Source organism: uncultured Granulicatella sp., assembly GCF_938030755.1.
Lineage (GTDB): Bacteria > Bacillota > Bacilli > Lactobacillales > Aerococcaceae > Granulicatella.
The window spans coordinates 21,957-29,294 of sequence record NZ_CALHIF010000034.1; the positions used below are offsets into that span (position 1 = coordinate 21,957).

Genomic DNA, 7,338 nt, shown 5'->3' on the forward strand with positions numbered 1-7,338 from the left:
ATGTGGGGAATGATTGCAACATGGAGAATGGCACTAGAAGGAATTCAAAAAGTAACTCCTATTCTATCTCAGGAAGGAATTGCTGGGGACGCTATTGAAGGAGCGATTAAAGAAGTAGAAGATTTTCCTTATTTTAAATCTGTAGGATATGGTGGACTTCCAAACGAAAAAATGGAAGTAGAACTGGATGCCGCTTATTTAGATGGAAGTCGTTTTGATTTTGGAGCAGTATGTGCGATTAAAAACTTTGCCAATCCTATTTCAATTGCTAGAGAACTCAGCCATTATAAAGTGAATAATGTGCTCGTAGGACAGGGAGCCCAAGAGTTTGCTAGAAGCCGTCATTTTGAAGAAAAAGAGATGCTGACGGACCGGGCAAAAATTCATTATCATAATCGCTTAAAGGATTTAGAACAAGAGCAACTTTCTCCATATGCAGGCCATGATACTGTAGGAATGGTAGCATTAGATACTCATGGAGATATGGTTGCTGGAACGTCTACTAGCGGACTTTTTATGAAGAAACCTGGCCGAGTGGGCGATTCTGCGTTCATCGGTTCAGGACTTTATGTCGATAGTACCATTGGTGGTGCGACAGCAACGGGACTAGGGGAAGATTTGATGAAGGGAGTTATTTCTTATGAAATCGTCCGATTAATGAAAGAAGGACATTCTCCTCAAAAAGCGTGTGAAAAAGCGGTAAGAGAGCTGGATGCTCTGCTTAAGAGAACCAGAGGGGAAGCGGGAGACATTTCAGTGGTTGCGATGAATCGAAAAGGCGATTTTGGCGCAGCGACGAATATCGATAACTTTTCATTCGTGGTAGCTACCAAATCACTAGCACCAACGGTATTTCGAGTACATCCACAACCAGACGGCACAATGTCTCATGAGCTAGCATCTAAAGAATGGTTGGAATCGTATTTAGAAGAAAGAATGAAGCCTTTGGAGGTTAAAGAATGAATCGAGAAGAGTGGATTAATCGGCTAAAAGAAGTACAACCGATGCTTTTTGATGGCTTAAGACGAATGGTGGCAATCCCTAGTATTCGAGGAAAAGAGGAGCCCGATGCCCCATTTGGAAGAGGTCCTAAACAAGCGCTAGAAGAAGTTTTAAAACTCTCTGCAGAATTAGGGTTTCACACTAAAAACATCGATGATAAAATTGGGTATGCCCAATATGGAGAAAATCGTTCAGATGGTGCCTATTATGGAATTTTTGGTCATGTGGATATCATGCCTCTTGGGGAAGGATGGAATTCTCCACCGCTTAGTTTAACCCTTCGAGAGGGGAAATTATTTGGAAGAGGCACTTTAGATAACAAAGGGCCCATTTTATCGAATTTGTATGCTTTATATGTGTTGAAGAAAAACGGAGTGACCTTTGATCGTCCCGTTCGAATCGTGTTTGGGACGAACGAAGAGACCGGATTTGGATGCGTGAAGCACTATCTCACTAAAGAAATTCCGCCGACTTTTGGGTGGACGCCAGATTGTAAATGGCCTGTTGTATACGGGGAACGTGGAAGGCTAAAAGTAAGAGTATCTCTGCCAGAATCAATGGTGGCAGATTTGTATGATTTTGCAAACCGTAAATTATTGCATACAAATCACCATGGTGAAGAGCTCGGAGTTGCTTATCAAGATGAAGACTTTGGGATGATGCAACTAAGGGGAGAAACCTTTGGGATGGAAGAAAATCGACATTATGTGGAATGGACGATGTGCTATCCCGCCAGTTGCACAAAATCGGATTTATTAAATCAAATCACTCTGCATATGCCAGAAAAGGCGACATTAGAGGTCATTTCCCACTGGGCTCCAGTGTTATATGATAAAAGTTCTAAGTATGTCCAAGCGCTTCAGCAGGTATATACCGATGTTACTAAAAGTGATAGTATTCCTGTTACGACCACAGGGGGGACTTATGCAAAGATAATTCCAAATATTATTGGGTATGGGCCAAGCTTCCCAGGTCAAAGAGATATCGCGCATCTGCCGAATGAATGGATAGGGGTCAAAGACTTAGAAACAGATACGATTATTTATGGATTAGCACTCTTAGCATTATCGAACATGAAAGAAGGTATGAAATGACCATTGTAGAAGTATGTGCGGGAAGTATTGAAGATTGCCTCATTGCCCAAAAAGAAGGGGCTCACCGTATTGAATTAAATAGTGCGTTGTTTCTAGGCGGATTAACACCCAGTTTAGGAACATTGAAAACAGTGATCGAAAAAGGAGTGTTGCTTCCTATCATCTGTATGGTTCGCCCGCGCGGAGCAGGCTTTTGTTACACTCAGGAAGAATTTGAAAGTATGATGTTGGATGCAAAGCTATTATTAGAAGCAGGGGCAAGTGGACTCGCTTTTGGATTTTTGAAAGAAGATAAAACGATCGACTGGAATCGTACAAAACAAATGATTACGCTATGTCAGCAATTTCATGCAGAAAGTGTATTTCATAAAGCTTTTGATATTGTTCCTGATGTATATGAAGCGATTGAGGGATTAATTCAATTAGGATGCACGCGCATTTTAACAGGAGGACAACAGGCTAACATCGAAGAAGGGATCCCTTTACTAAAGGCATTGCAAGAAAAATATGGTAACAAAATACAGCTCCTTTGTGGGGGAGGTGTAACTAAAGAGAATATTCAATATTTAATACAAGAAACAGGAATTCATCAAATACATGGTAGTTTTAAAATGTGGGAACTTGATCCAACAACAAAAAATCATGGAATGAGTTATGCCTATCATGAAGGTGGAGACTACGAACAAACGAATGAACTTTTATTAAAAACCGTAATGGCACTTATTAATTGTTAGGAGGAGCTAAAATGGGCAAAAGAATGCTGAATTGTGTTGCGAGTGACTTTAAAAAAATGAGAGGGAACGCACTAAAAAAAGCGATTGAAGCAGCAGAAGGTAGAACGGTCTGTTGTGAAACGGTTTGTGTGAGACCGACGTTTTTGAATGAATTATCCAATGCAGAAATTGCAAAAGCATTTGGAGCGGATATGGTCTTGTTAAACGGATTTGATTGTTTTGATCCACTGATTTTCGGAGCAGAAGAAAGTGAAAATCCAGTGCAACGAGTTAAGGATCTCAGCGGCTTGCCGATTGGAGCCAATTTGGAACCAGTGGATGAACATGCAGAAATGTTAGAGTCCAGAATTGAGATTGCCACAGGAAGAAAATGTACAGCTGAAACAGTATCTAGGGCTGAAAAACTCGGTTTAGATTTTATTTGTTTAACTGGAAATCCTGGTACAGGGGTGACGAATGAAGCTATTGAAAAATGTATTTCGATGGCAAAATCCCATTTTACAGGAATGGTGATTGCTGGAAAGATGCATGGAGCAGGATCAAAGGAACCTGTTATGAATGAAGAAATTGCGAAGAGATTTATTCAAGCCGGAGCAGATATTCTATTAGTGCCAGCGGTCGGTACTGTACCCGGATTCACGGATGAAGAACTAGTGGCTATCGTTAAAGTGGCTCATGCGAATGATGCACTTGTATTATCTGCGATTGGAACAAGCCAAGAAGGGTCTAGTAAGGAAGTAATCGAACAAATCGCCATTCGCAATAAGATAGCTGGCGTTGATATTCAACATATTGGCGATGCCGGATACGGTGGGTTAGCAACCGTAGAAAATATTTACGCAATGTCAGTTGCGATTCGAGGAGTTCGTCATACGGTAGCTCGTATGGCACGATCAGTAATTCGATAATAAAAAAGAAGAGCACACTAGCTTTGAGGGCTGGTGTGCTGTTTTTTTTTGTAGATGTAATTAGTGAAGTTGAGTTCGCAAAAGCAGAGACTCAAGCCTTTCTTGCTTTGTCCGCACGACTTTACAAGTCGCTTACGGCAAAGCTCGAACCGTCATCGTCTCTGAGCGCTTTTGCTCACATCCTGTAGTTGAACTCGCCATCGCAGAAATGGCGTGCGTTTCCCGAAACGTCCGCAGAACGTTGCACGTTCCTTCCGGCGTTTCGGTCCAACGTTCCATTTCTGAACGCGATGTATCACATCGCGCAGTGGTTTATTGACTTTCTTTTCATCACTCGTGATTCAAGAAAGTCTAATAAACTTTGCGGGCGAAAGACTACGAAGCAAAAAGAACTCACACTGTGAGCTCTTTTTTGTCTTCTGTCTTTCTGCCTTATATCCTGTAGTTGAGTTCAGGCTCACAGGACTGACGTCCACTTTCCAGAAAAGCCGCACGACTGCAAGCAGTCCCTTGCGTTGTTCTGGTCCAGTGATTCAGTCCTGATCGTTCACCCTCACATCCTAATTATTTTGCAAATCCTCTACTTCGGCTACGGAGTAGTCTTTTTTCTCGAGGCCATCGACGATTTGTTGAAGGGTATCTTTTGAAACCCCAGCTGGTAATGTAATCAATAGACGACGTAAGCTTTTATCTTTTTCAGTATCGATAGTCATTACGTTTGCGATAGAAGCGTACTTGTTAATCACTTTTGAGATGTTTGCAAGGGCGCCTTTTTCACCGCCAGAGATAATCGTTAATACATAAGAACCATTTTTCACGTTCCAAGATTCTTGAAGCATGCCAAGGAGACTGCTGTGTGTCAAGATTCCGTAGAAACGTTGTTGTTTATCTAAAACAGCAATATATGGTAATTCTTTGATGGTAAAGAAAACTTTGAAGAAAGAACTATCTACACTAATAAATTTCGTAGAATTCTTAATGAGATGTGTAACAGGAAGGCTCATATCACCACCGTTTGCTTTATGGCGATAAATGTGCATTTTATAAATATTTCCTCTAAAGAAAGTTTCTGTTTCATCTAATACAGGCACACAACGATATCCGGATTCTTCCAAAATCGTAATGGCTTCTTCTAACGTGCATGATTCTTTAACAACCGTTAGATTCTTTTTTGGAACTACAAGAGATTTTAATAACATATTCATTCCTCCTATATATGTCTTTCTTAATAATAGTACCATTTTTTGAGAGAAATGTAACTAGAAAAGTGAAGAAATGATGAGAAAATGAGAATGAATAGAGGAGAAAAACGATAAAATGGAGCTTCTAACATTAAAGAACCATTACAAAATAATACTAAATCTTGATTTTTCATCAAAAACTGATATGATATCTCTATACCATTTTCAATAATGGGTAAAATCTATAGTTAAAAGGGGTTAACAAAATTATGACAGCTGATTCAGATGGGAGTTCGTTGGGAGTCCAGATCTTAATCATTGTATTATTAACTGCATTAAATGCATTTTTTGCTGCAGCGGAGATTGCGTTTGTGTCCATTAATCAAGGAAAAATGGCACAAAGAGCGCAAGAAGGAGATAAAAAAGCAATTAAAGTAATGCGCTTGTTAGAGAATTCAGATGAATTTCTCGCAACAATTCAAGTAGCGATTACATTTGCTGGGTTCTTCTCGAGTGCGTCTGCCGCAACAAGTTTCTCTTCACGAATTCAACCATTATTAGGAAACATTCCTGGAGCCGAAACATTAGCATTAGTGATTGTGACGGTTGTTCTATCCTATCTCACTTTAGTATTTGGAGAATTATATCCAAAACAAGTGGCATTACAAGTGGCAGAACCGATTGCGTTACATACTGCAGGGATTATTTTGTTTGTCAAAAAGATTGCAAAACCATTCGTTTGGATTTTGACGTTCTCAACAGGATTATTAAAACGAATGACACCAATTGAATTTACTAAGGTGGAAGAAAAATTAACACGAAGCGAGATGAAGTCTCTACTTGCCAATAGCCGTAACGACGGAGCGATTGATATTTCCGAGTTTGCGATGATGCAAGGGGTTCTTTCTCTAGATACAAAACTTGCACGTGAAGTGATGGTTCCTCGTACGGATACATTGATGTTGGATGTCGATGATGAGTTAGCGGAAAACTTAGAGATTATCTTGAACTGCTCCTACTCACGTCTTCCTCTTTATGAAGAAGATAAAGATACGGTTATCGGTGTGGTTCACGTTAAAGATGTCTTTCGAGCAGCCAGAGAGCAAGGATTCGACAATATTGATTTACGTGCCTTGGCGCATGAGCCAGTATTTGTTCCATCAACGATTTTCGTAGATGATTTATTAGTAGAATTTAGAAAAACGCGTCAACACTTGGCGGTATTGAAAGATGAATACGGCGGTGTTGAAGGGATTGTTACATTAGAAGACTTGATTGAAGAAATCGTCGGAGATATTGAAGACGAGTATGATGTTGAGGAGAAAGAAGTCGTAGAAATTGATGAAAACAACTCAGAAATTGATGCGGGAATGTCCCTCGATCGTTTCAATCAAATTTATCAAACGTCATTAGAGTCTGATGAGGTGGACACAATGGCGGGTGCGATTATTGAGAAGCTTGGCTACTTCCCAGATGATGATGAGGTAGTGAAGGTAAGATTCGAAGGATACATGTTACAACCGACAGAAATCGAGAATGATCGTATTCGTAAAATCCATGTTACCAAACTTTCTGAAGAAGATCTCGAGCAGATTCTTGCGGAAGAAAGTGAAACAGACGAAACCATTGAAGATGATGAATAACAAAAGGAGGGGGCAACCCCTCCTTTTTTGTGTGCAAAAAGGAATAGACTATTTTTTATGAGCATACAAAAAAAGAGGGAGGCCGCCTTTATGGATCTTCATGGTTTGTGCTGAAAAAAGAGCGGGCAATAGAGTTGCGTCTATCTTATAGATTCCTCGGATGCCCATTGCCGCTACTATAAAGATATCCGTAAAGATTTTAAGGAATTATTCTAAACAAAAACAGACTTAAAAGCACCCTTTTTCAAGAGGGATTTTAAGTCTGTTATTATTTTTGTAGCATTTTGAATGGATTTAGTTTCGCAAAGAGTGGAATCAATAAGATCCAGAAGACGATGTTTCCGATAGCGTGGTAAGTATCGAATAGAACGCCGTTTAAGTAGTAAATCCAGAAATTCAGACCGGGCATGCTGTATACCCAGAAAATCGAGATGATAAAGCCGTATAAGTAGCCCATAAGTCCTGCAAAGATTGGAAAAAGAATCCAAGCAAGGCGTGGAAATTGTTGTCTTTTCCGCCATAGTGGACGAAGAAGCGATGCACAAGTGCAGACGAGGGCAAAACTAACCATCTGATAAATCGTCCACGGTCCCATTGAAATAAGCAGATTTGAGATTAAAATGGAGAGGATACTGATGGAAACACCGTATCCCCATCCTAATTCTAAGGTCATCCATATGACGACGACAGTAATCGGTTGAACGTTTGGGAGAGCAAGCAGCCCAAGTCTACCAATCACGCAAAATGCCGACATCATTGCGATAAATGCGATTTTT

At 40.2% G+C, this 7,338-nt stretch carries 7 protein-coding genes; 5 read left to right on the forward strand and 2 right to left on the reverse strand.

Features of this window, described 5'->3' with window-relative positions:
* From Q0594_RS03515 to Q0594_RS03530, 4 genes are read left to right on the forward strand one after another with little or no spacing between them, the layout of a single operon-like run.
* On the forward strand, nucleotides 1–963 hold the full coding sequence (locus Q0594_RS03515) for a N(4)-(beta-N-acetylglucosaminyl)-L-asparaginase (RefSeq protein WP_298729626.1): 963 nt from the start codon (nucleotides 1–3) through the stop codon (nucleotides 961–963).
* Nucleotides 960–2,096 carry a Sapep family Mn(2+)-dependent dipeptidase gene (locus tag Q0594_RS03520; RefSeq protein WP_298729628.1) on the forward strand — a complete coding sequence of 379 codons (1,137 nt, stop codon included), beginning with the start codon at nucleotides 960–962 and terminating at the stop codon, nucleotides 2,094–2,096. Before Q0594_RS03515 ends, Q0594_RS03520 begins: the two co-directional genes overlap by 4 nt.
* On the forward strand, nucleotides 2,093–2,830 hold the full coding sequence (locus Q0594_RS03525) for a copper homeostasis protein CutC (protein ID WP_298729630.1): 738 nt from the start codon (nucleotides 2,093–2,095) through the stop codon (nucleotides 2,828–2,830). The genes Q0594_RS03520 and Q0594_RS03525 overlap by 4 nt, the downstream gene beginning before the upstream one ends.
* Before the next feature lie 11 nt (nucleotides 2,831–2,841).
* Entirely contained in the window at nucleotides 2,842–3,738 is an 897-nt protein-coding gene (locus Q0594_RS03530; RefSeq protein WP_298729632.1) for a haloacid dehalogenase-like hydrolase, read from the forward strand.
* 560 nt (nucleotides 3,739–4,298) lie between these two features.
* Here the strand turns inward: Q0594_RS03530 and cbpA are convergent.
* Entirely contained in the window at nucleotides 4,299–4,937 is a 639-nt protein-coding gene (cbpA, locus tag Q0594_RS03535) for a cyclic di-AMP binding protein CbpA (RefSeq protein ID WP_039849006.1), read from the reverse strand.
* Nucleotides 4,938–5,188: 251 nt separating this feature from the next.
* On the opposite strand from cbpA, the gene Q0594_RS03540 reads away from it, so the two are divergent.
* Nucleotides 5,189–6,562, forward strand: coding sequence for a hemolysin family protein (locus Q0594_RS03540; protein ID WP_298729635.1), 1,374 nt, complete (start codon nucleotides 5,189–5,191; stop codon nucleotides 6,560–6,562).
* 268 nt (nucleotides 6,563–6,830) lie between these two features.
* Here Q0594_RS03540 and Q0594_RS03545 read toward each other — a convergent pair.
* A partial coding sequence (locus Q0594_RS03545; RefSeq protein ID WP_298729637.1) for an ECF transporter S component occupies nucleotides 6,831–7,338 on the reverse strand: 508 nt, incomplete at its 5' end.